The organism is Clostridium coskatii (assembly GCF_001675205.1).
Classification (GTDB): domain Bacteria; phylum Bacillota; class Clostridia; order Clostridiales; family Clostridiaceae; genus Clostridium_B; species Clostridium_B ljungdahlii.
Genome location: NZ_LROR01000028.1, coordinates 41,496 through 66,636 on the forward strand (window position 1 = coordinate 41,496; position 25,141 = coordinate 66,636).

General features: G+C 32.1%; 25 protein-coding genes and 1 pseudogene. 16 read left to right on the plus strand and 10 right to left on the minus strand.

Annotated elements, in window-relative coordinates; genetic code table 11:
* The first annotated feature begins 460 nt into the window (after nucleotides 1-460).
* From CLCOS_RS02910 to rnfB, 7 genes are all read left to right on the plus strand, one after another.
* Nucleotides 461-877, plus strand: a complete 417-nt coding sequence (locus CLCOS_RS02910) for a SoxR reducing system RseC family protein (protein ID WP_013237800.1) — start codon at nucleotides 461-463, stop codon at nucleotides 875-877.
* A 213-nt stretch (nucleotides 878-1,090) separates the two neighbouring features.
* A complete protein-coding gene (rsxC, locus tag CLCOS_RS02915; protein WP_013237801.1) occupies nucleotides 1,091-2,464 on the plus strand; it encodes an electron transport complex subunit RsxC in 1,374 nt (457 codons plus the stop codon).
* 18 nt (nucleotides 2,465-2,482) lie between these two features.
* Nucleotides 2,483-3,478, plus strand: coding sequence for an RnfABCDGE type electron transport complex subunit D (locus CLCOS_RS02920; RefSeq protein ID WP_013237802.1), 996 nt, complete (start codon nucleotides 2,483-2,485; stop codon nucleotides 3,476-3,478).
* Nucleotides 3,479-3,484: 6 nt separating this feature from the next.
* A complete protein-coding gene (locus CLCOS_RS02925) occupies nucleotides 3,485-4,042 on the plus strand; it encodes an RnfABCDGE type electron transport complex subunit G (RefSeq protein ID WP_063601624.1) in 558 nt (185 codons plus the stop codon).
* Nucleotides 4,043-4,044: 2 nt separating this feature from the next.
* Nucleotides 4,045-4,686 carry an electron transport complex subunit RsxE gene (rsxE, locus tag CLCOS_RS02930; protein ID WP_063601625.1) on the plus strand — a complete coding sequence of 214 codons (642 nt, stop codon included), beginning with the start codon at nucleotides 4,045-4,047 and terminating at the stop codon, nucleotides 4,684-4,686.
* A complete protein-coding gene (locus tag CLCOS_RS02935) occupies nucleotides 4,686-5,267 on the plus strand; it encodes an electron transport complex protein RnfA (RefSeq protein WP_013237805.1) in 582 nt (193 codons plus the stop codon). Before rsxE ends, CLCOS_RS02935 begins: the two co-directional genes overlap by 1 nt.
* A gap of 15 nt (nucleotides 5,268-5,282) precedes the next feature.
* Nucleotides 5,283-6,137: an RnfABCDGE type electron transport complex subunit B gene (gene rnfB / locus CLCOS_RS02940; protein ID WP_063601626.1), complete on the plus strand. Its 855-nt coding sequence runs from the start codon at nucleotides 5,283-5,285 to the stop codon at nucleotides 6,135-6,137.
* A 254-nt stretch (nucleotides 6,138-6,391) separates the two neighbouring features.
* Here rnfB and CLCOS_RS02945 read toward each other — a convergent pair whose 3' ends face one another.
* The 4 genes from CLCOS_RS02945 to CLCOS_RS02960 all read right to left on the minus strand — a co-directional run bounded on the left by CLCOS_RS02945 (nucleotide 6,392) and on the right by CLCOS_RS02960 (nucleotide 8,742).
* A complete protein-coding gene (locus CLCOS_RS02945; RefSeq protein ID WP_063601627.1) occupies nucleotides 6,392-6,910 on the minus strand; it encodes a Gx transporter family protein in 519 nt (172 codons plus the stop codon).
* A 28-nt stretch (nucleotides 6,911-6,938) separates the two neighbouring features.
* Nucleotides 6,939-7,322, minus strand: a complete 384-nt coding sequence (locus CLCOS_RS02950) for a NusG domain II-containing protein (protein ID WP_013237808.1) — start codon at nucleotides 7,320-7,322, stop codon at nucleotides 6,939-6,941.
* Between the two features lie 205 nt (nucleotides 7,323-7,527).
* Nucleotides 7,528-8,184 (minus strand): DUF4397 domain-containing protein, encoded by a 657-nt coding sequence (locus CLCOS_RS02955; RefSeq protein ID WP_013237809.1) that lies wholly within the window; start codon nucleotides 8,182-8,184, stop codon nucleotides 7,528-7,530.
* Between the two features lie 78 nt (nucleotides 8,185-8,262).
* A complete protein-coding gene (locus tag CLCOS_RS02960; protein ID WP_063601628.1) occupies nucleotides 8,263-8,742 on the minus strand; it encodes a DUF4883 family protein in 480 nt (159 codons plus the stop codon).
* Nucleotides 8,743-9,114: 372 nt separating this feature from the next.
* Between CLCOS_RS02960 and CLCOS_RS02965 the strand changes: the two genes are divergently transcribed.
* Together CLCOS_RS02965 and CLCOS_RS02970 are read left to right on the plus strand one after the other, a co-directional pair.
* Complete coding sequence (locus CLCOS_RS02965; protein WP_013237811.1) at nucleotides 9,115-9,936, plus strand: Cof-type HAD-IIB family hydrolase; 822 nt, start codon at nucleotides 9,115-9,117, stop codon at nucleotides 9,934-9,936.
* An 18-nt stretch (nucleotides 9,937-9,954) separates the two neighbouring features.
* Nucleotides 9,955-10,254, plus strand: a complete 300-nt coding sequence (locus tag CLCOS_RS02970; protein WP_063601629.1) for a metal-sensitive transcriptional regulator — start codon at nucleotides 9,955-9,957, stop codon at nucleotides 10,252-10,254.
* A gap of 12 nt (nucleotides 10,255-10,266) precedes the next feature.
* Here CLCOS_RS02970 and CLCOS_RS02975 read toward each other — a convergent pair whose 3' ends face one another.
* Complete coding sequence (locus CLCOS_RS02975) at nucleotides 10,267-10,743, minus strand: threonine/serine exporter family protein (protein ID WP_192847913.1); 477 nt, start codon at nucleotides 10,741-10,743, stop codon at nucleotides 10,267-10,269.
* A complete protein-coding gene (locus CLCOS_RS02980) occupies nucleotides 10,740-11,510 on the minus strand; it encodes a threonine/serine ThrE exporter family protein (protein WP_013237814.1) in 771 nt (256 codons plus the stop codon). Before CLCOS_RS02980 ends, CLCOS_RS02975 begins: the two co-directional genes overlap by 4 nt.
* Nucleotides 11,511-11,846: 336 nt before the next feature.
* Between CLCOS_RS02980 and glyA the strand changes: the two genes are divergently transcribed.
* Nucleotides 11,847-13,091: a serine hydroxymethyltransferase gene (gene glyA, locus CLCOS_RS02985; protein WP_063601630.1), complete on the plus strand. Its 1,245-nt coding sequence runs from the start codon at nucleotides 11,847-11,849 to the stop codon at nucleotides 13,089-13,091.
* A 213-nt stretch (nucleotides 13,092-13,304) separates the two neighbouring features.
* On the opposite strand, the gene CLCOS_RS02990 is transcribed toward glyA, so the two are convergent.
* Both CLCOS_RS02990 and CLCOS_RS02995 read right to left on the minus strand, forming a co-directional pair.
* A complete protein-coding gene (locus CLCOS_RS02990) occupies nucleotides 13,305-14,090 on the minus strand; it encodes an amidohydrolase family protein (RefSeq protein ID WP_343217887.1) in 786 nt (261 codons plus the stop codon).
* A gap of 50 nt (nucleotides 14,091-14,140) precedes the next feature.
* Nucleotides 14,141-14,542, minus strand: coding sequence for a MerR family transcriptional regulator (locus tag CLCOS_RS02995; protein WP_023163067.1), 402 nt, complete (start codon nucleotides 14,540-14,542; stop codon nucleotides 14,141-14,143).
* 156 nt (nucleotides 14,543-14,698) lie between these two features.
* On the opposite strand from CLCOS_RS02995, the gene CLCOS_RS03000 reads away from it, so the two are divergent.
* Together CLCOS_RS03000 and CLCOS_RS03005 are read left to right on the plus strand one after the other, a co-directional pair.
* Nucleotides 14,699-14,941, plus strand: coding sequence for a hypothetical protein (locus CLCOS_RS03000; protein ID WP_023163068.1), 243 nt, complete (start codon nucleotides 14,699-14,701; stop codon nucleotides 14,939-14,941).
* A 173-nt stretch (nucleotides 14,942-15,114) separates the two neighbouring features.
* Nucleotides 15,115-18,885, plus strand: a complete 3,771-nt coding sequence (locus CLCOS_RS03005; RefSeq protein WP_023163069.1) for a phosphoribosylformylglycinamidine synthase — start codon at nucleotides 15,115-15,117, stop codon at nucleotides 18,883-18,885.
* Between the two features lie 103 nt (nucleotides 18,886-18,988).
* Here CLCOS_RS03005 and CLCOS_RS03010 read toward each other — a convergent pair whose 3' ends face one another.
* Nucleotides 18,989-19,657 carry a MurR/RpiR family transcriptional regulator gene (locus tag CLCOS_RS03010; RefSeq protein WP_242872324.1) on the minus strand — a complete coding sequence of 223 codons (669 nt, stop codon included), beginning with the start codon at nucleotides 19,655-19,657 and terminating at the stop codon, nucleotides 18,989-18,991.
* 9 nt (nucleotides 19,658-19,666) lie between these two features.
* A pseudogene (locus CLCOS_RS23065) lies at nucleotides 19,667-19,756 on the minus strand (MurR/RpiR family transcriptional regulator); the annotation flags it as partial.
* Nucleotides 19,757-20,158: 402 nt separating this feature from the next.
* On the opposite strand from CLCOS_RS23065, the gene CLCOS_RS03015 reads away from it, so the two are divergent.
* From CLCOS_RS03015 to gnd, 4 genes are read left to right on the plus strand one after another with little or no spacing between them, the layout of a single operon-like run.
* Complete coding sequence (locus tag CLCOS_RS03015; protein WP_013237821.1) at nucleotides 20,159-21,253, plus strand: zinc-dependent dehydrogenase; 1,095 nt, start codon at nucleotides 20,159-20,161, stop codon at nucleotides 21,251-21,253.
* A gap of 58 nt (nucleotides 21,254-21,311) precedes the next feature.
* Complete coding sequence (locus CLCOS_RS03020) at nucleotides 21,312-22,850, plus strand: FGGY-family carbohydrate kinase (protein WP_013237822.1); 1,539 nt, start codon at nucleotides 21,312-21,314, stop codon at nucleotides 22,848-22,850.
* 36 nt (nucleotides 22,851-22,886) lie between these two features.
* The gene (locus CLCOS_RS03025) at nucleotides 22,887-23,918 is read left to right on the plus strand and encodes a 2-hydroxyacid dehydrogenase (protein ID WP_063601631.1); all 1,032 of its coding nucleotides are present in this window, start codon (nucleotides 22,887-22,889) and stop codon (nucleotides 23,916-23,918) included.
* Nucleotides 23,919-23,977: 59 nt separating this feature from the next.
* Complete coding sequence (gnd, locus tag CLCOS_RS03030) at nucleotides 23,978-24,874, plus strand: phosphogluconate dehydrogenase (NAD(+)-dependent, decarboxylating) (protein WP_013237824.1); 897 nt, start codon at nucleotides 23,978-23,980, stop codon at nucleotides 24,872-24,874.
* Nucleotides 24,875-25,141 lie beyond the last annotated feature (267 nt).

Consider the following 25,141-nt stretch of genomic DNA (forward strand, 5'->3'; position numbering starts at 1 on the left):
CAATAGTTAACGCAATAGTTATTCTTTTAGCATACATTAAGTCAACAAAATTAGCATGTAATAATTATGAATAATTATTACATATATTCAATATTATATTAAAAAAAATACTTTGTTTTAAGTATAAAGTAAAAAAATAGGCATAAATGTAACAAAAACTGTTAATTTTTTGTGTCAATAATTTTTGTTATATTATTTTAATTAAATTTTTCACATGTATAATTAAAAGTAAGATAGATATTCTAATGTACTTACTTAGGTAGAAAAACATGTATACAAAATTAAAAAACTATTATAACACATAGTATCAATATTGAAGGTAATACTGTTCAATATCGATACAGATAAAAAAAATATATAATACAGAAGAAAAAATTATAAATTTGTGGTATAATATAAAGTATAGTAATTTAGGTTTAAACCTCGTGAAAACGCTAACAAATAATAGGAGGTGTATTATATGAAAAGAGAATCGGAGGGTATTGTAATTGAAACAAGTGAAAGTATTGCAAAAGTAAGAGCTAGTAGACACGGAGATTGTAAAAGTTGTGGTGCTTGTCCTGGTGATAATGCTATAGTTGTAGATGCAAAAAATCCGGTTGGAGCAAAACCTGGTCAACATGTTGTTTTTGAAATAAAGGATGCAAATATGTTATGGGCAGCCTTTATTGTATATATACTACCGCTTATTGGAATCCTTATAGGTGCATTAATAGGAACATGGATAGGTGGAAAATTAGGTCATTCTTTAAGAGAGTTTCAAATAGGTGGGGGAGTATTATTTTTCATTTTATCATTGATATATATAAAAATATTTGATAGATCTACAAGCAAAAATGAGAGTAAAAAGCCAGTAATCACAAAGATATTGTATTGAGTAATTTGTGTACAAACTTTAATTAATGGAGAGACTTTTAAAACTAACTGACATTTAATAGATAAATTGTCATTATATATTATTTGCTATAGTATATAATTTTATAACAAATTATGGAAAATTCCGTAATTTGTTATAAAAATTATGTTTATATTTATTTTGCAGTTTCGTTTATATACATGCTGTAAAAATTATTGAAAGAGGTGTTTAAGAGTGTTAAAAAGTTTTCGAGGTGGAGTACACCCGGATGATAGCAAAAAGTACACAGCTAATAAACCTATAGAAATAGCACCTATACCAGATAAGGTGTTTATTCCCGTTAGACAGCATATAGGTGCTCCTACATCTCCTGTAGTACAAAAAGGAGATGAGGTAAAAAAGGGACAACTTATTGCGAAAAGTGATGCTTTTGTTTCAGCCAATATATATGCATCTACTTCTGGAAAGGTTGTAGATATAGGAGATTACCCACATCCTGGTTTTGGAAAATGTCAAGCTATAGTTATTGAAAAGGATGGAAAAGATGAGTGGGTAGAAGGAATACCAACTTCACGTAATTGGAAAGAGCTAAGTGTAAAAGAAATGCTTGGAATAATAAGAGAAGCAGGCATTGTGGGAATGGGAGGCGCAACTTTTCCTGTTCATGTTAAGCTTGCACCACCACCAGATAAAAAAGTAGATGTTTTTATCTTAAATGGTGCTGAGTGTGAACCTTATTTAACTGCAGATTATAGGTCAATGTTGGAAAATTCAGACAAGGTAGTTGCTGGAGTTCAAATAATTATGAAAATCCTCAATGTAGAAAAGGCATTTGTAGGTATTGAAGATAATAAACCAAAAGCTATAGAAGCTATGAAAAAGGCTTTTGAAGGTACAAAAGTGCAAGTAGTAGGCCTTCCTACCAAGTATCCTCAGGGTGCTGAAAAAATGCTTATAAATGTTTTGACAGGTAGAGAAGTTCCATCAGGTGGATTGCCTGCAGATGTAGGTGCGGTTGTTCAAAATGTAGGCACATGCATAGCAATAAGTGATGCAGTGGAGAGAGGAATTCCACTTATACAGAGGGTTACAACTATAAGTGGAGGTGCTATTAAAGAGCCTAAGAATATATTAGTTAGAATTGGAACTACATTTAAAGATGCTATTGATTTTTGTGGAGGATTTAAGGAGGAACCAGTTAAAATAATTTCAGGTGGACCTATGATGGGATTTGCCCAATCAAATTTGGATATTCCAATAATGAAGGGTTCATCAGGAATACTTGGCTTAACTAAAAATGATGTAAATGATGGAAAAGAATCTTCTTGCATTAGATGCGGCAGATGTCTAAAAGCTTGTCCTATGCACTTGAATCCAAGTATGTTAAGTATCCTTGGACAAAAAGATTTATATCAAGAGGCTAAGGAAGAGTATAATCTTTTGGACTGCGTAGAATGCGGCAGCTGTGTGTATACATGTCCTGCTAAACGAAAAATTGTACAGTATATTAGATATTTAAAATCAGAAAATAGAGCTGCAGGTGAAAGAGAAAAAGCTAAAGCAGCTAAGGCTAAAGAAAAGAAAGAAAAAGAAGAGGTCTTAAAATAATAAAGGAGTGATAATAAAATGGCGGAAGCACAGATAAAGAAAAATATTTTTACTATTTCGTCATCACCTCATGTTCGTTGTGATGAATCTGTTTCTAAGATAATGTGGAGTGTCTGTTTAGCACTAACTCCAGCTGCGGTTTTTGGTGTATTTAATTTTGGCATTCATGCTTTAGAAGTAATTATAACAGGAATTATAGCTGCTGTAGTTACGGAGTACTTTGTAGAAAAAGTTAGAAATAAACCTATAACTATTACAGATGGAAGTGCTTTTTTAACAGGACTTTTGCTTTCTATGTGTTTACCTCCTGATATTCCACCTTATATGGTAGCTATAGGATCTTTTATAGCAATAGCAATAGCTAAACATTCTATGGGAGGACTTGGTCAGAACATATTTAATCCAGCTCATATTGGAAGGGCTGCGCTAATGGTTTCCTGGCCTGTAGCAATGACAACATGGTCAAAATTAAGTGCCAGTGGTGTAGATGCTGTAACAACAGCAACTCCTCTTGGAATTTTAAAACTTCAAGGTTATTCAAAATTACTTGAAACCTTTGGAGGACAGGGTGCACTTTACAAGGCAATGTTCTTAGGTACTAGAAATGGAAGTATAGGAGAAACTTCTACAATATTACTTGTTTTAGGTGGACTTTATCTTATATATAAAAAATATATTAACTGGCAGATTCCAGTAGTAATGATTGGTACTGTAGGAATACTTACTTGGGCTTTTGGAGGAACTACGGGAATTTTTACAGGAGATCCTGTATTTCATATGATGGCAGGTGGACTTGTAATAGGTGCTTTCTTCATGGCTACTGATATGGTAACAATTCCTATGACTATTAAAGGACAGATTATTTTTGCATTAGGTGCAGGTGCATTAACATCGCTTATAAGATTAAAAGGTGGTTATCCAGAAGGCGTATGTTATTCAATATTACTTATGAATGCAGTTACTCCTCTAATAGATAAGTTTACACAGCCAGTTAAATTTGGGACAAGGAGGTAAGCTTTAATGGCTAAAGATAAAGATCAAAATAGTATTTTTGCAATTACTAAGAACTTAACCATTACATGTTTTATATCTGGAATTATAATAGCTGCGGTTTATTATGTAACATCACCAGTAGCAGCACAAAAACAGGTTCAAATACAAAATGAAACCATGAGAGTTTTAGTCAATGATGCTGATAAATTTAGTAAAGTAAATGGTAAAAAGGATTGGTATGCAGCTCAAAAGGGAAACAAGACCATTGCATATGTTGTACCTTCAGAGAGTAAAGGTTATGGTGGAGCTATAGAACTATTGGTAGCTGTTACTCCAGATGGAAAAGTAATAGATTTCAGTATTGTATCTCATAATGAAACTCCGGGACTTGGAGCAAATGCTTCAAAAGATTCTTTTAGGGGACAGTTTAAGGATAAAAAGGCAGAGGCTTTAACGGTTGTAAAAGATAAGTCTAACACTAAAAACATTCAAGCCATGACAGGAGCTACAATTACGTCAAAAGCTGTAACTAAAGGAGTTAAAGAAGCTGTTGTGCAAGTTACTACGTTTACGGGAGGTAAGTAATTATGAAGAATTTGTGGAATATATTTAAAAAAGGATTGATTGCAGAAAACCCCATATTCGTACTTGCACTTAGTTTGTGTCCAGCACTGGCAACGACAAGTACAGCTATAAATGGATTTACTATGGGGATTTGCGTTCTATTTGTTATAACTTGTAATAATACCGTAGTTTCTATAATTAAGAATGTTGTAAATCCTAAGGTACGTGTACCTGTATATATTACTTGTATAGCAACTATTGTTACAGTAGTGGAACTTGTTATGCAGGCTTATGCGCCTCTATTATATAAACAATTGGGAATTTATTTAGCATTGGTAGTTGTATTTGCTATAATACTTGCCCGTGCAGAGACGTTTGCATCTAAAAATCCTGTAGTTCCTTCTTTCTTTGATGGACTTGGAATGGGATGCGGATTTACTTTAGCACTTACTATAATAGGAATGATACGTGAATTATTTGGATCTGGAGCTATATTCGGTGTTAATGTATTTGGGGCTTCATATAATCCAGCTTTGATTATGATACTTCCACCTGGAGGATTCATACTCATAGGATATTTAGTTGCTATAGTAAAAGTTTATAATCAACATATGGAGAAAATTAAAATGCAAAAATTAGAAAAAGCAAATGGAGGTGAAGCATAATGGCATCTTACCTTACTCTTTTTATAAGTGCAGTAGTTGTAAATAACTATGTGCTGACAAGGTTTTTAGGACTGTGTATATTCTTTGGAGTTTCTAAAAATTTAAATGCATCTGTAGGTATGGGTATGGCTGTTACTTCTGTTATTACGATGAGTTCAATATTGGCCTGGGTAGTATATCATTTTGTACTTATACCATTTAATTTAACTTTCTTGAAAACGGTAGTTTTTGTACTTCTTATTGCCAGTTTTGTGCAGCTTTTGGAGACTATTATTAAAAAGCAGGCACCAGCCCTATATAATATGTGGGGAATATACCTTCTTTTAATAGCTACGAACTGTATCGTACTTGCTGTACCTATACTAAATGCTGATTCTAACTTTAATTTTTTACAGAGTGTTGTTAATGCGATAGGATCTGGGCTGGGCTTTGCTATGGCTATAATTTTGATGGCAAGCCTTAGAGAAAAATTGAGATTAGCAGATGTACCTAAACCGTTAGAAGGTCTTGGAGTAGCTTTTATTTTAGCAGGAATGTTAGCTCTGGCTTTCCTTGGTTTTTCAGGTATGATTTCTATATAGAAAGGAGCTAATAAAATGAATACCGTGATTATGATTTTAGTTGTAATGACTATTATAGGTCTTATATTTGGACTTGTTTTAGCCTATGTAAATAAAAGATTTGCAATGGAAGTGAATCCACTTGTAGAATTAGTAGAAGATGTACTTCCAAAAGGTCAATGTGGAGGATGTGGATTTGCAGGATGTAAAGCTTATGCAGAAGCTGTTGTTTTAGACGAAAGTGTACCTCCAAATCTTTGTGTACCTGGAAAAGCAGCAGTTGCAGAACAGGTTGCAAAGTTAACTGGTAAATCTGCTCCACCTATTGAACCTAGAGTTGCACATGTGAGATGTGGTGGAGATTGTACAAAGGCAGTTAAAAATTTTGAATATGAAGGTATACATGATTGTGTAGCTGCAAATTTACTTGAAGGTGGACCTAAAGCTTGCAAATATGGATGCCTGGGATTTGGAACATGTGTAAAGAGCTGTCCTTTTGGAGCTATGGCAATGGGCTCAAATGGACTTCCAATAATTGATACAGATATATGTACAGGTTGTGGTACCTGTGTAAGTGCGTGTCCAAAACAGGTACTTGGATTTAGACCTGTAGGTTCTAAAGTAATGGTTAATTGTAATTCTAAAAATAAAGGTGGAGCTGTACGTAAGGCGTGCAGTGTAGGATGTCTTGGATGCGGATTGTGCGCTAAAAATTGTCCAAATGATGCCATTAAAGTAGAGAACAATTTGGCAGTAGTAGATCAAAGTATTTGTGCATCATGCAGTGAAGCTACCTGTCTTGCTAAATGTCCTACAGGAGCTATTAAGGCTATTGTAAGTGCTACAGACTTACAACAGCAGAGCAAGAATGAAGCTGCTGCAAATTCATAATGGCAGTGGAGCAAAGCTTAAATTTGCTGATATTAATAATATAATTAGAGTAATATCAAGTGATTCTTAGGTTCAGGTGGAGTTTGCTTATAAGGAATACACTTTTCTCCATATGAACCTTAGAAGAACTTATCCAGGTGCGTAGCAGTGCTTATCCCCCATTTTGAAGAAGATAGGGGGTGTTAGCAATGGTAGCAATCGGATAAAAAATGTGCTGCGATTTTGCAGCACATTTTTTTATACCTATGGTGGAGTTACTTATTTTTTAATTCTTTAAACATAGGAATTTTATATAAGTTATTAGTTAGGAATTTCACGCACCAACCTATAAAGTATCCTGTGATTATAGCAGAGATTAAAAGCACCGGTAGATATATGTATATCCTAAAATCTTGAATTACTATAGAAGCTACTAAAAGTTGGCCTATGTTGTGAAATATTGCCCCGCATATGCTTATAGTCCATAGACTTAAGGAATTTTTAAAATATTTGTATAGAAGGATCATAACAATGTTACTTAAAATTCCTCCGGCTATGCTGAACATAAAGGTAGACATTGTCCCACCAAACATAGATCCTAGAAGCGTCCTTAAAAACATAATTAGTAAGGCTTCTTTCCATCCTATAAGTATAAGTGCAGCTAGGGAAATTGTATTTGCAAGTCCTAATTTTATTCCGGGAAATAAAACCGGAACTTGAGCTTCTATTATGTATATGACTAAAGCCATACTTGTTAGAAAGCTTAAAAAAACCATTTTCCTTGTTTTATTCATTAATCACACCTTGATTTTTAATATAATTTTAACTGGATATATCATCGTATTTAGAATTATTTCCCTCTAGTTTAATTATTAATTTATGGGGAAGACATATAATACTTTGACCTGGTTCGGATATCCATCCGGTTTTTACACAAATTTTATCAGGGCAATCTGCGTCTTTTATGCGTATTTTACCATTTTCTATTTCTATCAAATTATAGTGAGATTTATTGTATTTTACTGTAAGTTCTTTTGTGTTTTTTACTTTAGTTAAGTCTATTGTATCTATAATTTTACCATCTTGCTTTATTACAGCTATTTTATGTGAACCCTTTACATATGAACGGTATATAAATACTCCAGCACAACTTGCAATTATTAGTATTAAAATTAATACTGCAGCAATTTTATCCCCTTTTTTCATATTAACACTCCCATGCTTTGTATAATTACAGAAAATTAAGTGATGACCTATCTATGATTTTACTATAACAAAAGGTCATTTACAATGTTACTGTAATAAAAACTTGAATTTTAGTGTGATAAACTATTAGAGTATTTCTACCAATTTAAATAATTAGAATATTAATTCCGATAAAAAAAGACCGTCTCTAGGGAGACAGCCTTTTTTAGTGCAAATAGCTATTGCCATCCAGGGGAATTAGAACTTGAAGCTTAGGATCACGTGATACATTACCTACGGCATATACGCTGTAAAATCTATTTGGAATAATTCTGATATTTGGAATATAAAGAACTTTTTTACCAGAATCGGAGGTAAATACTTCTAACGTGTATTTGCCAGGGCTTACAGGAAGATATCTGGTAACTCCTTTATAAGATACGTTTGGAAACAATACATTTCCATTAGGCAATTTTACATCTACACTAGGTGCGTCTGGGGAAAGATGAACAAATCTTATAAAAGCCTTACCTGGTATCTTAGGACGTCTTACATCTTCTATAGATAGTAAACCCATATTTGGATAATTGCCTATAGAAGACATAGTGAATATTTTCCCAGCAGATATAGGCAACCTTTTATCCAAAATAGGATTTAAATTATTTCCTGATGGGAAAATTTTTATGTTGTATACCCCTGAAGGTACACTTACATAGTCAGAGAAAGATTTATAGGTTAAATTTTTGAAGATACGTCTATCGTTTAAATACACATCTATTGCAGGAGAATTAGGACTGGCATTTAGAAACCTTATATAAGAAATAGGATCTATTTCAGGCATTCTGTAAAAACTTTCATAGCTGTAATAAGGGCAAATAAACATTACAGTCACCTTTCATTAAATTGATACACTAATAATATATGTGTATTTTAGTATCTGTGATACAATAATAAAGTACTTTTAATACTCATTGAAAATATATTTTCCCAAATAATATAAATTTAGTGAAGCAGGTACTTTGCTCATATCTATATAATCTACAGGGTAATTTCCATCCCAGGGATATATTGATAGATATTTTTCGTTATATACGTTTATCACTAGTTTTTCTTTATTAAAAGTAAAATAAATTATGTAGGCAGCTTTTTGTGGAAGATCTTTTGGCTTATTTATAAAACAGGTCTTATTTAGATACTTTAACATGTTTTTTATATCTGTAATATTTTCATTCTTTAGTTCTGTTTCGTTGTGAAAATTATTTTCTTCTATAATGCATTTTAGAGAGGAAGACATAGTAAGATTTTTAGCAAGTAAATTGGTATAATAAAAGTTGTTAGGTTTTTTTGTAGAAAACATGTAATTACCTAATTTATAACTGCATCCTGAAAATGCAATAATTATAATTAAAAGTGTACTTAAAAACATAAAAAATTTTTTCATTTATATCACCTGACAAAAGTATTCTAGATAAAGTTATGTTTGTGTTTTGCAGTTTATACCATATAAGATAAAAATTAAAGAATTATATAAAGTGATTCTTAGGTTCAGATGAAGTTTGCTTATAAGGATGACTTTCTCCAGCTGAACCTTATTAACAGTATTCTTAGTGTCTTTAGCACTTAGAATACGTTATCCTTTAGGGGAAGAGCTTATCCAGGCGTGTAGCAGTGCTTATCTCCCACTTTCGTAGAAAAGCAGATATCCCAAATCTTTGATTTGGTGATAGTCGCTTTCGCTGTGTGCGATGGGGGGTTAGCAATGGTAGCGATCGGATAAAAAATTTTGATAGTTAAAAGGAGAGATGGGATACCAATGAATTATAAAATAATTGCAATGGATATGGATGGTACTCTTTTAAATGATGATAAATCTATATCGAAATATAATGAAGAAATGATACATAAAGCGATGAGATCAGGTGTGAAGGTGGTTATATCCTCTGGCAGACTTCCTGTAACATTAGGATTTTATATAGATACAGTATTTAAAAATCAGCCTGTAATATGCTGTAATGGGTCTATAGTACTGGATGAAAATAAAAATATTATAAAATCCAATTTATTAGACAAAGAAGCTATTTTAAAAGTTATAGACATTTTAAGAGAAAAAAAAGATACATATTATCATTTTTACAGTGATAATATACTATATAGTGAAAGAGTTAGTCATGCTACAAGAAAGTTTTATAAATTTAATGAGAATATGGATAAAGATTTTAGACTGGAGATAAAGATTATAAAAGATTCTAAAGAGTTTATACAAAATAATGGTTCGTGTATAAATAAAATAGTAGTAATAGATAAGGATATAGATTATTTAAATGAGTTGAGGGAAAAGATAAATAAGGTATCTAAAATTGATACTACAAAATCAGATATACATAACATTGAAATAATCAGTAAAGGCGTTTCTAAGGGGAGTGGATTGAAGTTCTTGGCAGACTATTACCACATACCTCTAAATGAATGTATAGCTGTGGGAAATGATGAAAATGATGAAAGTATGATAAAAGAAGCAGGTCTTGGAATTGCTGTGGCCAATGCAAGGGAATTTTTGAAAAAGTCTGCAGATTATGTGACAGAAAAGGATAATAATAATGGAGCAATAGGGGAAATTATAAAAAAGTTTATCTGAAAGTTATAATATAATTGTATGGGTTTATTATTCTGGATTATATTGGGAGTGATATTTTTGGAACAAAAAAAACAAATTCAAACTAGATTGAAGAAGATAGAGGGACAGATAAAGGGTATTGAAAAAATGATTGAAAATGATATGTGTTGTAAGGATGTTTTAATACAAATTGCAGCAGTGAGAGCAGCAGTAAACAAAGTGGGAGGGTTGATGATACAAAACTATGCAAAAACTTGTCTTTTTGAAGAAGGGGACACGAGATGTAAAAATGATAAAATAGAATCTTTAGTATCAACTCTCACTATGTTTTTAAAATAGAGGTATCTATATTTAACAATGCAATTTAAATTTTTTGTTCTTAAACAATCTCTTTTTAAAAAGTGAAGAAGCTTTAAAGACAGAGGATACAAAAAATACACCTACAGCTATAGTTCCTGCAGTAGCTAGTGTTTTAAGACCAGTTGAAAGGGAAGCATTTATATTGCCCTGTATAGATTTAAGCATTGTGTTATACATACCTCCTCCAGGTACTAGAGGAATAATTGCTCCTATGACGAAAGTTGTTACAGGTGTTTTTAGTATACGAGCCATTATTTCAGAATAAGTAGATGCAAATACTGAAGCTATGAAAAAGCAAACTGCACTTGAAAAATTTATGTGGGAGGAACTAATTAAATATACAAACCAGGTTAATCCACCTCCTAGGGAAGTAAATATTAAGTTTTTACCTCGTACATTCTCTAGTATATTAAAACCAAGGGTGGCAATTAAAGTATATACAGAATTTATTATTATACTTGTTATCATAATTTAAATCCTCCTAAAATAATCCACAATCGCAATATAACACCAGTACCTGCTGCAATTGCTACTGCAACTAAAAAGGCTTCTAATCCCCTTGAAATTCCCGAGATTAAATCTCCTGATATTGTATCTCTTATAGCATTAGTTATTGCAAGACCAGGGACTAATAGCATAATAGAACTTATTATTATGGTATTGGTATGGGATGCTGCATGAAGTTTAGTACACATAAGTGCTATTAAGGTAGCAGTAGCTCCACATATTATGTTTATGAAAAATTCATTTGTCTGAAGAGAGTTAAGTCCTGTAGAAATCAAGCTTATAAGGCAGCCTATAATAAAGGATATTATGAAGTCTACTATATTACCTCCATAGGCTAGACAAAGAAAACTTACAGCAACTCCAGAAAATAGAACATTTGTTTTAAAAGGATAAGGTTTTACTGAATCTATTTTAGACAACTTGTTCTCAATTGCATCTAGAGTATAGCATTGATCTTTAATATGTCTGGAAACGTTGTTTACTTGAGATATTTTTTCTAAGTTTAAGGTTCTTTGTTTTACTCTTTTTACAATGGATATAGTCTGATCATATTCATCTGATGCTGAAACTATAATTACATTCAAGGTTACAAAAGCATCTACATCACATATGTTATAACTTTTACATATTCTGGTTATAGTTTCTTCTACCCTATATATTTCAGCTCCACTTTTTAGCATTATTTTTCCCGCATAAGCAGCCAAATTTATTATTCTATTTATATCCATGCTCAATCTCCTCATACAAAAAATAAACTATGCATTTATACAGCATAAAAATTCTATCATCTTATAACAATAATGGCAACACTGGAATATTAAAAAATTATAGATTTTCTGAGGTACGAAGAAAGTCATTATTATTTGAACTTTGATATTTGAAGTTTAAACTTTTTAAAGTTTTTTTAACAATGGGTTCTAAAATTACGAATCGCAAATTATTTAAAACTATACTTGTGTAAAAGTAGCTTATAAAGTAATATATTAATAAAGTTAAGCACTAGACAGTATAATTCTTTATTATAGATAATAATACTGAAAATTTTTAAAAAAGGAGAGAAAAAAATGGATTTTAGTAGCCTTAAAAATGGTGACAATGCTGTTTATGAAATAATCAAAGAAGAGTATGGAAGACAGGAAAATGGTATAGAACTTATTGCATCAGAAAATTTTACTAGTAAAGCTGTAATGGAAGCAATGGGTTCTTTTCTTACAAATAAATATGCTGAAGGGTATCCTGGAAAAAGATATTATGGAGGATGCTTTGTAGTTGATAAAGTTGAAAATTTAGCTAAGGAGAGGATGAAAGAACTATTTGGAGGAGAACACTTTAATGTTCAGCCTCACTCAGGGTCACAGGCTAACATGGCAGTTTACATGTCAGTTTTGAAACCAGGAGATACAGTTATGGGAATGGATTTAAGTCATGGAGGCCATTTAACTCATGGAAGTAAAGTTAGTTTTTCAGGAAAATTATATAATTTTGTTTCTTATGGGTTAAGCAAGGAAACAGAGAGAATTGACTATGATATGATAAGGGAACTGGCACTTAAATATAGACCTAAGATGATAGTTTCTGGAGCAAGTGCTTATTCAAGGGAGATAGATTTTAGCACAATAAAAGCTATATGTGATGAAATTGGAGCTTATATGATGGTAGATATGGCTCATATTGCAGGATTAGTTGCAGCAGGAAAGCATATGTCACCAGTACCTTATGCAGACTTTGTCACCACTACTACACATAAGACACTTAGAGGACCTAGGGGAGGAGCTATAATTTGCAAAGAAAAATATGGTAAAGACCTTGATAAAACTATATTTCCTGGCATACAAGGGGGACCTTTAATGCATATTATAGCAGCTAAAGCAGTTTGTTTTGGTGAAGCATTAAAAACTGAATATAAGGAATACATAGACCAGGTTGTTAAAAATGCAAAAATTTTGGGAGAAGAGCTTACAAAGTATGGATTTAGACTTGTAAGCGGTGGAACCGACAATCATCTTCTTTTAGTAGATCTCACCAATAAAAACATAACAGGAAAGGATACTGAGGAAGTCCTAGAGAAAGTAGGTATAACAGTAAATAAAAATGCAGTTCCTTTTGATAAATTAGGGGCAAATATTACAAGTGGAATTAGAATAGGTACTCCAGCGGCAACTACAAGAGGCTTTAAAGAAGAGGAAATGAAGAAAATAGCTTATTTTATAAACAGTGCTGTAGAGAACAAAGATGGTGATCTTTCTAAAATTAAGGAAGAAGTAGTTGAACTATGTCATAAGTTTCCACTATATAATATGAATCTATAAATAAGCAAAGGCTCTAATATCTTTAGCACAATATAATAATTAATTGTAGTCATGTCAAGAATACCTTTAAAAAGGATACTTTTGACATGCTATTTTTAGTTACTTGATTCTTCTGTCATACGCTATTGAAAACTTACTGTTTTTTTAAAATCTTAATAAGTCGGAAAGTGTATAATAATTGATTTGTGCGGTTAATTTCATATATAGTAAATATTACATAAGTCTTAATATATTTTCACCTAGCACTAATTGTTTTTTATGATTATCTTTAATTACTGCTTCTATCATAGTTCTTGATGCTAGGGGATTTCCCCAGGGAGCATCCGAACTAAATAGAACTCTTTCTGGAAGTTCTTCCACAGCTAACCTTAATGCAATAGTTGCATAAACTGCAGATGTATCTAAATATATATTATTTATTTCCTTGGCAATTTCAATAGTATCAAGCCAGTTGAGTCCTCCCATATGGCCAAGTATTACAGGTATATTTGGAGATGCTTTAGCTAAATTTGCGATACCTTTTATGTCACTTAAAGTTAAAGGACTAAAGGTGTGAATCCATATAGGCATTGGTTTAAAATTGTTCATTGAGTTGAATACATTTTTAAGTAAATTTATACATCCAGAAGCAAGAGTAAATTCACCAATACCTATAAAGTTGTTTTTTACAATTTGATTTTCAATAAAATAGCTGGTTTCATCTTCCGAAATACCAACTGGAACACTTCCAAATCCCTTGAACCTCTTAGGGTTGTTTTTTACAACTGAAGCTAATTCTTTATTTATAATTTTCCTTGATTCTAAAGAATTTGTATTACCAACTAAGATATTGTTTAAAGCTAATATGCCGTTTTTAATTTCATCTACTGTTTTAGCACCTTCTGGGTGTATTGATGTAGCAAATAAAATAGTTAAATCAACTTTTGCTTCGTCCATCATTTTAATTTGTTTTTCAGTAGGTAGCATTACATGTTCGTGACTGTCTATAATCATTTTCATCTATCCCTTCTATATATTGTATATAAAGAGGATAAACCTTAGAGTTGACTCTAAGTCAATGGTGATTTTAAAATTTTTTTATAAATATTTCTTCTATCTATAGAAGCATTAATTAGTTTATCTAATTCTTCTCTTTCACTTTTTAGCTTTTGTATGTGAGTGTCCAATATATTTAATCTTTTCTGAATTATATCATGTACATTTAAATCATTTTTAAAATCTTTTATCATACAGCCTTCTTTAATGATTTCCTTGATATCATCAAGTGACATTCCTATTTTTTTGAAAAATATTAAACACTCTAGATACTTTATATCTGATTCTGTAAAGATTCTAACTCCATTTTTGTCTCTTTTTAACCATGGTAAAAATCCTATCTTTTCATAATATCTTATGGTATAAGAGGTGAGACCTGTTGCAATTGAAACATCTTTTATGGAATAATATTTCATTATAATTACCAACCTTTCTGATATTTCAATTATATAATAATTTGTTAAATACTCAACTTTCGCATATATAGTATATTGTTTAAAATTGAAATAATATTTTATTATGTTTGTACATACAATTTATATTAAAGGAAGTATAGTGGGGAGGATATTATTATGATAAAAAGGGGAAGTTTAATTGAAGTGGAAAATACAAAATATTATGATGATGGACAAATAATTAAGGTATTTTCAAGAGGTGCATGTTTAAGGGATTGTGAGATGGGAGAACAGGCAGAAATAATTACTTTTACAGGACATGTAATTAAAGGCATGGTTTCCCAAAATAAATGCTTTTATAATAGACATTATAACTTAGGTAAAAATGTAAAGGAAGTATTATCAATTAAGGTTCATTAAAGATAAATAAACTAGCATAGCAGTTAGTTATTTTTTTAATATGATTAATGTAAAATATAATAACTTATAACTATATTATTCACAATGGAATATATATATGATATAATATGTACGAACTATTATGACAAAAATACGAAAAACGTTCGAAAAATAAGTAATGAGGAGAGAGTACAATGAGTGTTAAAAGACTATTTGTGGAGAAGAAAAAAGGATTTGACATAGAAGCTCAAGGCCTTATGAAAGATATTAGAGAAAGCCTTAATATTCATGATTTAGAAAATATAAGGGTAGTAAATCGTTATGATATAGAAAATATTGATGATAGTGAATATGAAAGATCAAAGTATATAATATTTTCAGAAAAAACTGTAGATGAAATATATGAAGAAGAATTACAAGCTGAAACGAATGCTAAAATTTTTGCCGTAGAATATCTTCCAGGTCAGTATGACCAAAGAGCTGACTCTGCATCTCAATGTATTCAAATATTAACCCAGAGTGAGAAAACTCAGGTTAAATCTTCAAAAGTATACTTACTTTATGGAAACATATCTAAAGAGCAATTTATGAAAATAAAAAGTTATTGTATAAATCCAGTAGATTCCAGAGAAGCTTCTTTGGAAAAAATAGATCATTTAAGTGAAAAATTAGACGCACCTTCTTCTGTAAAAGTTTTGGATGGATTCGTAGAAAAAAGTGATGATGATTTAAAGGTCATTTTAAATTCACTTGGTCTTGCTATGAGTTTAGAAGATTTAATTTTTTGCAGAAATTATTTCAAAGAAGAAAAGAGAAATCCTACTATAACTGAAATTAAAGTTATAGACACATATTGGTCAGATCACTGCAGACATACAACTTTTACTACTGAATTAAGTAAAGTATCTATAGAAGATGGAAAGTTTTCCAAACCTATAAAGAAATCCTATGAAAATTACTTAAATTTAAGAGATGAGATATATGGGGAAAACAAAAAAACTGAATGCCTTATGGACATGGCTATTATTGGAATGAAAAAGCTCAGAAAAGATGGTAAATTAAATGATTTAGACGAATCAGATGAAATAAATGCCTGCAGCGTAGTTGTAGACGCTGATATAAATGGAAAAACTGAAAAATGGCTCGTAATGTTTAAAAATGAAACTCATAATCATCCTACGGAGATAGAACCTTTTGGAGGAGCGGCAACTTGTCTTGGAGGAGCGATTCGAGATCCTCTTTCTGGAAGATCCTATGTGTATCAAGCTATGAGAGTTACCGGAAGTGGTGATCCTAGAACTAAAATAGAAGATACTATAAAAGGAAGACTTCCTCAGAAAAAAATAACTTTAGGAGCAGCTTCGGGATACAGTTCTTATGGAAATCAAATAGGTCTTGCAACAGGTATGGTTTCTGAAATATATGATGAAGGCTATAGGGCAAAGAGAATGGAAATAGGTGCTGTAATAGGTGCAGCTCCGTTTGAAAATGTAAAAAGGGAAGAACCAAAACCTTCTGATGTGGTAATACTGTTAGGAGGAAGAACTGGAAGAGACGGATGTGGAGGAGCAACTGGCTCTTCTAAGAAGCATACAGAAACATCACTTATTACCTCAGGAGCTGAAGTGCAAAAAGGTAACCCTGTTACAGAAAGAAAAATTCAAAGACTTTTTAGAAAATCAAAAGTAAGCAAGATGATAAAAAGATGTAATGATTTTGGTGCAGGTGGAGTTTCTGTAGCTATAGGAGAACTTACAAGCGGACTTAAAATAAATCTAGATTTAGTTCCTAAAAAATATGAAGGATTGGATGGAACAGAACTTGCAATATCGGAGTCTCAAGAACGTATGGCTGTAGTTGTATCAAAGAAAGATGAAAAGAAATTTATAGAATATGCATCAGAAGAAAATCTTGAAGCTACTACAGTAGCAGAAGTTACAGATGACGAGAAACTTAAAATGTATTGGAAGGGAAAACTTATTTTAGATTTAAGCAGAAAATTCTTAGATACTAATGGGGTTAGAGCAACTACAGAAGTTGTTGTAAAGGCACCGGAGGAAAGTGGTTATTTTGAGAGCAGCAAGAAGTACAAGAATATGAATGACGGCGAGATTTTAAATAAGTGGATTGAAACATTAAAAGATCTAAATGTATGCAGCCAAAAAGGACTTGCAGAGAGATTTGATAGTACTATAGGTGCTTCTACTGTATTTATGCCTTTTGGAGGAAAGTATCAAGATACACCAATAGAAGCTATGGCCGCAAAATTGCCGGTATTAGATGGTAAAACAAATACTGCTACTTTAATGAGTTTTGGATATAATCCGGATATAGCTAAGTGGAGTCCATTCCATGGAGCTTTGTATGCGGTAGTTGAATCTGTAGCTAAAATTGCAGTTTCGGGTGGAGATGTTAACAGTATAAAGCTAACGTTTCAGGAGTACTTTGAAAGACTAGGTAAAGAACCTATTAGATGGGGAAAGCCACTTTCTGCCCTTTTAGGAGCATTACATGCTCAGCGAGGTTTTGAAATAGCAGCGATAGGTGGCAAAGACAGTATGTCTGGAAGTTTTAAAGATATGGATGTACCACCTACTTTAGTATCTTTTGCTGCAGCACTTGGGGAGGCAGATAAACTTGAGTCTCCTGAATTTAAAGGATACAGAAATAATGTAATACTTTTGAAAGCCTCTAAAGATGAATTTGAGTTACCATATTTTGAAGAACTTAAAAAAATGTATAGTGTTGTAAGTTCTATGATAAGAAAAGGCGAAATATTAGCAGCTTCTACTGTTAAAACAGGAGGAATATGTGAGGCTGTAAGTAAAATGAGTTTTGGAAATAGGATAGGAATGAAATTTACAGAACCTATGAAAGGTGAAGAAATTTTTGCACCAGATTATGGTTCCATAGTTGTAGAAATGGATCCATCTGTAGACTTTGAAAAGAGCTTTAAAGGTCTTTCTTATAAGATTCTTGGTGTTACCCAAAAGGAAAAAAATATTAGTGTAAACGGAATTAAAATGAATATTTTAGATATGATAGAATATTGGGGGAAAACTTTGGAAAGTGTATTCCCTACACATACTGAAGTTGAAGATAAAAAGATAAAGTTTGAGCGTTTTGAAAGCAACCATAAAAGTTTTCCAGTTGTAAAAGCTTCTGTACCTAAAGTTATTATACCTGTATTTCCTGGAACTAATTGTGAGTATGATTTGGGAAAGGCTTTTAAAAATGCAGGAGCAGAAGTTGATACTGTTGTAATTAAAAACTTAACTGGAAATCAGATAGAAGAATCAGTAGATCGAATAGTGAGCGGAATAAATTCATCTCAGATTATAATGCTTCCAGGTGGATTTAGTGCAGGAGATGAACCAGATGGATCAGGAAAGTTTATTGCTACTTTTTTTAGAAATCCTAAAATAGCAGAAGCTGTAATGGAACTTTTAAATAAGAGAGACGGACTTATACTTGGAATATGCAATGGCTTTCAGGCACTTATAAAATTGGGACTGTTACCTTTTGGAGAAATAAGGGATATAGATGAGTCATGTCCTACACTTACGTATAATAAAATAGGAAGACATGTATCCTGTATGGTAAATACTAGAATTGTTTCAAATTTGTCTCCATGGTTTAGCAATGTATCTGTAGGGGATGTACATTCAATACCTGTTTCCCATGGAGAAGGAAGGTTTATAGCAAGTGATTCCGTAATTAAAAATTTAAAAGATAAAGGTCAAATAGCTACACAGTATGTAGATTTTCAAGGAAATCCAAGTTATGACATAAAGTTTAATCCAAATGGATCATGTTTTGCTGTAGAAGGTATAACAAGTCCTGATGGAAGAATACTAGGAAAGATGGGACATTCAGAAAGAATTGGAAAAAGTGTTACAAAAAATGTTCCGGGAGTAAAAGACCAAAAGTTATTTGAAGCAGGTGTAAATTACTTTAAATTATAAAGTATAGTTATGGACATATAGACTAATTTTAATATAATTAAGAAGCCTACGGTACTTTTAACATCAGCCGTAGGCATTTCTAATTTGTTAATTAATTATAGTTTTAATATCTCTTTACTGCTATGCCAGCTCTTATTTTGTCAAGATTATTTAAGGTTATATCCAGTCTTTTTAAAGCAACACTCACAAATAGACTATTAATTAATACTAATGATGTAATTCTTGATTCCATAGCTTCACTTCTTACCATTGATTCTTTGCCATATGATGTTAATAATATATCCGAAATCTTCTGAAGAGGAGATTTTTGGTTGCTTGTTATAGAAATGATTTTAGCACCATTTTTCTTTCCTACTTTTATAGAATCGATTAAGTCTTTATTGCTTCCTGAAGTAGAAAAGGCAAATATTACATCATTTCTTTCAGCCATAGCAGCATACATAACTTGCCAATGAGAATCAGAATTGCAAACACAAGGTATACCTGTTCTTATAAACTCATGATATGCATCCAGAGCAACTATCCAAGAACCTCCCATTCCAAAAAACATTAGCTTTTTTGCATTTAATATTAACTTTACCGCTTTTTCCATTTCCGTACTTTCATTCATGCTTATGGCTTTTTGAATACTATGTATACTTGAACTCATGACCTTTTGCATTATTATATACATATCGTCATTTTCTTTAATACCCTCAAAGATATTTTCAACTGGCTTGACTATTGTACTAGCTAGGTTAATTTTAAGATCCTGATAGCCTGTATAGCCCAACTTGTTGCAAAGCCTGAAGATTGTTGTTTCACTTACCTTACTTACATAAGCAAACTCGGTAATAGAAAAATGGATAATACTTTCAGGATTTTCTAGAATATAGTGAGCCGCTTTTTTTCCGCAGTTTTTAAATTACTATAGATTGCTCTAATTCTTGCTAAACAATCACCAGCTTCTATATTATCCATAATTGCCTCCTTATAATTATTATTTAATTTAGATGTAAAATTCTTAACACATAGGTAATTATAACACAAACATTAATGCAGTGTTTATAAAACGTTAGCGGAATAGTGTAATAGAATTTTATACTGTGAATCATGATTTCTCAATATTTTGAATAACAAACATTAATACAATATGAAAAAAATATTTTTTATACTTGATTATTTTATAGCGTATGATATACTAAATATGAAAATAATTTTCGCAATTTATTAAATTATATAATAAAATAAAGATCTAGCTAGAAGTCGGCTAGAAAGAAGGGAATGAACGTATATGAAAGCAGCTATATATAAAGGAATTGGGAAAATAGAACTTGAGGAAATAGCAAAACCTAAGGTTGAAAAGGGAACAGTATTAATTAAAGTTAAAGCATGTGCAATTTGTGGTGGAGATTTAAGAACTTTTAATTTTGGACATAAATCTATAAAACCACCTATTGTTTTGGGACATGAAATTGCAGGAGAAATTGTTGAAACTGCATCTGATATAGAAAAATATAAGGTTGGTGATCGTGTAATTGTTGCACCAGCTATAGGATGTGGATCATGTTCGTATTGTTTATCAGGATGGCAGAATATGTGTTATCATCGTACTACTATTGCCCATCATTATAATGGAGGCTTTGAAGAATATATGCTTATACCTGCAGCTGCAATCAAAGCAGGCAATATTAATTATATTCCAGATGAAGTAACATATTTGGAAGCATCTCTTGCAGAACCACTGGCATGTGTTTTAAATGCACAGGAAGTTATAAACGTTGGATTAGGAGATACAGTAGCTGTAATAGGTGCTGGCCCAATAGGATGTATGCATGCAGAAGTTGCCAGGGCAAAAGGAGCAGGTAAAGTTTTCTTAATAAATCGTAGTGAAGGCCGTTTGCAAGCAACAAAAAAATTTGGCTTTGATGAATATATATGTTCAGGAAAAGAAGATGCAGTGAAAGCTGTTATGGATTTAACGAATGGACTTGGGGCTAATATAGTAATTGTTACTGCCGGCTCACCTGAAGCTGAAATAATGGGACTTAATATGGCAAGTAAAATGGGTAAAGTTTGTTTCTTTGCAGGATTGCCTAAAGATCAGCCAACAGTTAATCTGGATTCCAATCTTTTGCATTATAGACAGATTACTGTTTTTGGAACATTTTCTTCGGCACCGCGTCATAATGCACTTGCATTAGAAATGATACGCAGTGGAAAAGTTTCTGCTAAGGATATATTAACTCATGTTGTAACACTTGATAAAATAATTGATGGTATGAAATTAGTAAAGAATAGAGAAGCATTACGTGTTAGTGTAGCGCCTTGTATAGATGAAATAAATGATGAATTTAATAAACTCCCAGGTGTAAAGATTGTTAAGTAGTATAAGTTAAAAGTTAAAAAAGATTAAAGATTAATGTATTTTCGTGGGGGGAAAACATATGCCTTGTTTAGTGGGAATAGATGTTGGAACGACAAATTGTAAGGCAGTAGCTTATGATATAGATGGGTCTATAAAAGCTATTGCAAAGCATAAAACGGTTACTTATTATTTGGAAGATAATTGGACTGAATTTGATCCTGGACAATTATGGGAGTCAGTTCAAACGATATTAAAGGACCTTTCTAATCAATTAAAAGGTGAAAGTATTGATGGGATTGCAATTGCTAGTATGGGGGCTGCTGGTGTACTTTTAGATGAAAACGATAACTGGATTCATCGTTCAATAACCTGGTTTGATACACGAACTAAACAAATAGCTGATTGGTGGAGAAAAACACTTGGGGATGAGAAAGTATATTCTATTACGGGTTTTGTTCCAAATCCTATGGCTGGAATAACTAAAATACAGTGGATTAAAAATAAAATGCCTGAAAAATTTAATAAGGTAAAACACTGGTTGTCTATGCAGGATTATATTGCATATCGACTTACAGGAAAAGCTGGAGTAGATTATTCAATAGCTTGTCGTACAATGGCAATGGATTTAAAAAATAAATGTTGGTCAAAGGAAATTCTTAATCATGCTAACATTCCTGTTGATATATGTTCAAATTTAAAGAGATCTGGGGAATTAGTAGGAAGAGTAAGCAATAAATCATCTTTACTGACAGGGATTAAAGAAGGAACTCCTGTATATGCAGGAGGAATGGATTATGTATGTGGCGCATTTGCTTCTGGCTTATGCGAAAGTGGTGAAGTACTGAGTGCAGTTGGAACAAGTGAGCAAATCCTGATGGTAACCGATGAGCCTGCTAATGATATAAAGAATATTAAAACAAATTTTACATGTGTCAATTATGTAGTAAATGATAAATATTATATTGGAGGACAAGTTATTTCATCAGGTGTAATTTTAGACTGGTTCTGTAATGAAATAGGTAAAAAGAACGTTTCAGAGTTGGTTTCTGAAGCTGAAAAATCACCTATAGGTGCACATGGAGTTATGATGCTTCCACATTTTCGTGGAAAGTATGTACCAGGGGCAGATCCACTTTCTAAAGGCGCATTTCTTGGATTAACCACATCACATACACGCGGTGATGTAGTGAGAGCTATTTTGGAAGGACTTTGTTATGAATCTACTGTTATAATAGAAAATTTGCAAGAAGTAACTAATAAAGAAATAAGTTGTGTGCACGTAGTAGGAGGTGCTGTAAATTCACCTTTCTGGATGCAGCTAAAAGCTGATATATTAGGTAAAACTATTATTTGTCTAGATGTACCAGAAGAAGTTACACTAGGTGCAGCTATGATTGCTGGTATAGGTAGTGGAGTGTATAGTAGCCCATCTGATGCAATACAGAAAACCCGTAAAAATGAGACAGTATATAAACCAGATGCGGAATGCCATGAAAAATATCATATGCTTATGAATGAAATTTATAAGCACATTTATCCTGCTTTAAAGGAAACAAATTATAGAATAAATCGTATTTCAGAAATACTTAATAAAGAATGCTTAATGAAAGATGCTTAATCAGTAAAAAATAAAGGAATAGGGGAGGAATAGAAAATGAAATTTTTAGTTGTAGGAGATCCTATGTTATCTTCAAAAACATTGAGTGGTGCTGTACACGATATTTTTGGCAGTGATACAGAGGTAAAGGAAGTAGATTGGAAGCCAGCAAGCGACGATGAGTTCTGGTATTTGAGAAGCCAAGTAGAAAAACTTGGACCAAGTGCAGGAAAACCGCCTAAGGAATTAGACGAAGCAGTTAAGGATGTAGATGTAATTATTACTCATCATACACCTATAAGTGAAAAATTGATAAATGCAAGTAATGCATCTTATATAGGTGTTTGCAGGGGCGGAGTTGAAAACGTAGATGTTAAAGCAGCAAAGGCAAAGGGTATCAAGGTAATGAGAACTATGGGACGTAATGCACAAGCTGTTTCTGATTTTACTATAGCTCTTATGTTGGCACAACTTCGTAATGTAGCAAAAGGCCATGAAGCACTTATTAAAGGAGAATGGAAGAAGAAATATGCTAATTCAAGTTTTATGGGCGATATGGCCGATAAGACAATAGGATTAGTTGGATTTGGTTATATTGGAAAACTAGTTGCCCAAAAATTATCGGGATTTGATGTGAGTATCGTTGTTTACGATCCTTTTGTAAAAGAAGATGTATTAGAAAAATATAATGTAAAAGCAGTTTCATTGGAAGAGTTATGCAAGCAATCAGATATAATTAGTGTTCATGCAAGACTTAGCGAGGAAACTAAAGGACTTATTGGTGAAAAGGAACTTTCATTAATGAAATCTACTGCATATTTAATTAATACAGCCCGAGCAGGTTTAATTGATGAGGCTGCATTAATTGATGCATTGCAGCAGCATAAGATTGGTGGAGCAGCACTTGATGTATTTTGGACTGAACCATTACAAAAAGACCATCCATTACACAAATTGGAGAATGTAACAATTACACCACACCTTGCTGGTGCAACAAATGATACTTTTAACAAGACTCCATACTTGTTATTAAGAGAATTTAAAAAATATTTAGAAACCCATGAAGAATCAAGCTGGTTGGTTAAATAAGAAGTAATTTTTATAGATATGGAATTAATTTAGTGATAATGAATTTTGGAGGGAACTTAATGGATGTTGGATTGATTGGACTTGGAAAGATGGGGTATAATCTTGCATTAAATATGAAGGAGCATGGGCATGATGTTACTGCATATGATTGTAATGAACAAAATGTCAAAGAAGCTGAAAAGGATGGATTAACTGGTGCATATAGTGTTGAAGAATTGGTTTCCAAGCTTAAAGGAAGAAAAGTTGTTTGGCTTATGGTACCCGCAGGAAAACCAGTGGATACTTTAATAGATGATCTTTTGCCTCTCCTTAATAAACATGACATAATAATTGATGGAGGTAACTCTCATTATAAAGATACCTTGAGAAGATATGAAAAGATTAAGTTAAAAGGAATAGATTTTGTAGATGTTGGAACAAGTGGAGGTATTGAAGGCGCAAGGTATGGTGCATGTACAATGATAGGTGCACAAGATGAGGTTTTTGAGTATATTGAGCCGTTAATCAAAGATATAAGTGTAGAAAATGGCTATTTGCATACAGGTGAAAATGGATCGGGACATTTTGTAAAAATGGTTCATAATGGGATAGAATATGGAATGCTTGAAGCAATTGGAGAGGGATTTGAAGTTCTTGAAAAAAGTCAGTTCAACTTTGATTTTAAAGAGATAGCTCGAGTATGGAATTATGGATCAGTTATTCGCGGTTGGCTTATGCAGTTAATGGAAGATGCATTCAAAAATGATCCGAAACTTAGTTCAATAAAAGGAATAATTCATTCTAATGGTGAGGGACTGTGGACAGTACAGGAGGCATTGGAGCTCAAGGTTTCTGCACCGGTTATAACTGAGTCCTTATTCACAAGATTTCGTTCAGAAGAAGATGATACATTTACAGGTAAAGTAATAGCTGCACTGAGAAATGAATTTGGTGGACATGATGTAGAAAAAGAATAGTTTGAATTTAATTATTATAAATTAAGGGCTATCTATATGATTTTTAAAATAGCCCTTAATTTATTAGGGCTTATCTTATTGTAGAGTATTTAAAGCTACTATGCTTTAAATCTTTCTAAGAGCATTTCTAATTGTATTTATCGTTTTTTGTATATTTGAAAATATATTATTAAATTTGCTACATAGAAATATAAATTTAGCAAACAAGAAAAAAATTTTTTACAAAAATGTTTTTTTATATTGAAAAAAAATATATGAATGAGATTA

What these genes read in the sequence shown, in the direction of transcription:
- CLCOS_RS02910 (WP_013237800.1), top strand. Translation starts at nt 461, where the DNA reads ATGAAAAGAGAATCGGAGGGTATTGTAATTGAAACAAGTGAAAGTATT.
- CLCOS_RS02920 (WP_013237802.1), top strand. Translation starts at nt 2,483, where the DNA reads ATGGCGGAAGCACAGATAAAGAAAAATATTTTTACTATTTCGTCATCA.
- CLCOS_RS02925 (WP_063601624.1), top strand. Translation starts at nt 3,485, where the DNA reads ATGGCTAAAGATAAAGATCAAAATAGTATTTTTGCAATTACTAAGAAC.
- rsxE (WP_063601625.1), top strand. Translation starts at nt 4,045, where the DNA reads ATGAAGAATTTGTGGAATATATTTAAAAAAGGATTGATTGCAGAAAAC.
- CLCOS_RS02935 (WP_013237805.1), top strand. Translation starts at nt 4,686, where the DNA reads ATGGCATCTTACCTTACTCTTTTTATAAGTGCAGTAGTTGTAAATAAC.
- rnfB (WP_063601626.1), top strand. Translation starts at nt 5,283, where the DNA reads ATGAATACCGTGATTATGATTTTAGTTGTAATGACTATTATAGGTCTT.
- CLCOS_RS02945 (WP_063601627.1), bottom strand. Translation starts at nt 6,910, where the DNA reads ATGAATAAAACAAGGAAAATGGTTTTTTTAAGCTTTCTAACAAGTATG.
- CLCOS_RS02950 (WP_013237808.1), bottom strand. Translation starts at nt 7,322, where the DNA reads ATGAAAAAAGGGGATAAAATTGCTGCAGTATTAATTTTAATACTAATA.
- CLCOS_RS02955 (WP_013237809.1), bottom strand. Translation starts at nt 8,184, where the DNA reads ATGTTTATTTGCCCTTATTACAGCTATGAAAGTTTTTACAGAATGCCT.
- CLCOS_RS02960 (WP_063601628.1), bottom strand. Translation starts at nt 8,742, where the DNA reads ATGAAAAAATTTTTTATGTTTTTAAGTACACTTTTAATTATAATTATT.
- CLCOS_RS02965 (WP_013237811.1), top strand. Translation starts at nt 9,115, where the DNA reads ATGAATTATAAAATAATTGCAATGGATATGGATGGTACTCTTTTAAAT.
- CLCOS_RS02970 (WP_063601629.1), top strand. Translation starts at nt 9,955, where the DNA reads ATGGGTTTATTATTCTGGATTATATTGGGAGTGATATTTTTGGAACAA.
- CLCOS_RS02975 (WP_192847913.1), bottom strand. Translation starts at nt 10,743, where the DNA reads ATGATAACAAGTATAATAATAAATTCTGTATATACTTTAATTGCCACC.
- CLCOS_RS02980 (WP_013237814.1), bottom strand. Translation starts at nt 11,510, where the DNA reads ATGGATATAAATAGAATAATAAATTTGGCTGCTTATGCGGGAAAAATA.
- glyA (WP_063601630.1), top strand. Translation starts at nt 11,847, where the DNA reads ATGGATTTTAGTAGCCTTAAAAATGGTGACAATGCTGTTTATGAAATA.
- CLCOS_RS02990 (WP_343217887.1), bottom strand. Translation starts at nt 14,090, where the DNA reads ATGAAAATGATTATAGACAGTCACGAACATGTAATGCTACCTACTGAA.
- CLCOS_RS02995 (WP_023163067.1), bottom strand. Translation starts at nt 14,542, where the DNA reads ATGAAATATTATTCCATAAAAGATGTTTCAATTGCAACAGGTCTCACC.
- CLCOS_RS03000 (WP_023163068.1), top strand. Translation starts at nt 14,699, where the DNA reads ATGATAAAAAGGGGAAGTTTAATTGAAGTGGAAAATACAAAATATTAT.
- CLCOS_RS03005 (WP_023163069.1), top strand. Translation starts at nt 15,115, where the DNA reads ATGAGTGTTAAAAGACTATTTGTGGAGAAGAAAAAAGGATTTGACATA.
- CLCOS_RS03015 (WP_013237821.1), top strand. Translation starts at nt 20,159, where the DNA reads ATGAAAGCAGCTATATATAAAGGAATTGGGAAAATAGAACTTGAGGAA.
- CLCOS_RS03020 (WP_013237822.1), top strand. Translation starts at nt 21,312, where the DNA reads ATGCCTTGTTTAGTGGGAATAGATGTTGGAACGACAAATTGTAAGGCA.
- CLCOS_RS03025 (WP_063601631.1), top strand. Translation starts at nt 22,887, where the DNA reads ATGAAATTTTTAGTTGTAGGAGATCCTATGTTATCTTCAAAAACATTG.
- gnd (WP_013237824.1), top strand. Translation starts at nt 23,978, where the DNA reads ATGGATGTTGGATTGATTGGACTTGGAAAGATGGGGTATAATCTTGCA.